The organism is Pseudomonas sp. K5002 (genome assembly GCF_013386655.1).
GTDB lineage: Bacteria > Pseudomonadota > Gammaproteobacteria > Pseudomonadales > Pseudomonadaceae > Aquipseudomonas.
Genome location: NZ_JACARK010000582.1, coordinates 1 through 1,102, shown reverse-complemented (window position 1 = coordinate 1,102; position 1,102 = coordinate 1). Strand labels below are relative to the sequence as shown.

Here is a 1,102-nt window from a genome sequence, read left to right as displayed (position 1 = left end):
GCCTGCCGCGCCTGATGTTCGTCACCGTGCTGCCGAACTGCATGGCGCCGCTGATCGTTCAGGCCACCCTGAGTTTCTCCTCGGCGATTCTCGATGCTGCAGCCCTGGGCTTCCTGGGCCTTGGCGTACAACCGCCAACCCCTGAGTGGGGCACCATGCTGGCCTCGGCCCGCGACTACATCGAACGCGCCTGGTGGGTCGTGAGCCTGCCTGGCTTGACCATTTTGCTCAGCGTGCTGGCAATCAACCTGATGGGCGACGGCCTGCGCGATGCGCTGGACCCGAAACTCAAGAATGCCGCCTGAGGAGATTCCCATGTCACTGCTAGAAATCAAGAATCTCAATGTCCGCTTCGGCGACAAGACCGCCGTGCCGGTGGTCGATGGCCTCGACATCTCCGTCGACAAAGGCGAAGTACTGGCGATCGTTGGCGAGTCGGGTTCGGGTAAATCCGTGACCATGATGGCGCTGATGGGCCTGATCGAGCACCCCGGCATCGTCACTGCCGACGCCCTGAACTTCGACGGCAAGGACATGCTCAAGCTGAGCAACCGCCAGCGTCGGCAGATCGTCGGCAAAGACCTGGCGATGGTCTTCCAGGACCCGATGACCGCCCTGAACCCCAGCTACACCGTGGGTTTCCAGATCGAAGAAGTGCTGCGCCTGCATTTGAAAATGTCCGGCAAGCAAGCGCGCAAGCGTGCCATCGAACTGCTCGAAAAGGTGGAAATCCCAGGCGCAGCCAGCCGTATGGATGCCTACCCGCACCAGCTGTCCGGTGGTATGAGCCAACGTGTGGCCATCGCCATGGCGATTGCCGGCGAGCCGAAACTGCTGATCGCCGATGAACCGACCACCGCCCTCGACGTGACCATCCAGGCCCAGATCATGGACCTGCTGCTGGCCTTGCAGAAAGAGCAGAACATGGGCCTGGTGCTGATCACTCACGACCTCGCGGTAGTGGCCGAAACCGCCCAGCGCGTGTGCGTGATGTACGCAGGCCAGGCCGTGGAAGTCGGCCAGGTGCCGCAGTTGTTCGACATCCCGGCGCACCCGTACAGCGAAGCGTTGCTCAAGGCGATCCCCGAGCACAGCCTCGGCG

General features: G+C 62.5%; 2 protein-coding genes. Both read left to right on the top strand.

What is annotated here, in order from left to right:
* A partial coding sequence (locus tag HX846_RS23915) for an ABC transporter permease subunit (protein ID WP_178966215.1) occupies positions 1-305 on the top strand: 305 nt, incomplete at its 5' end.
* Positions 306-315: 10 nt separating this feature from the next.
* Positions 316-1,102: ABC transporter ATP-binding protein (locus HX846_RS23910; RefSeq protein WP_178966214.1), on the top strand; the 787-nt coding region annotated here is incomplete at its 3' end.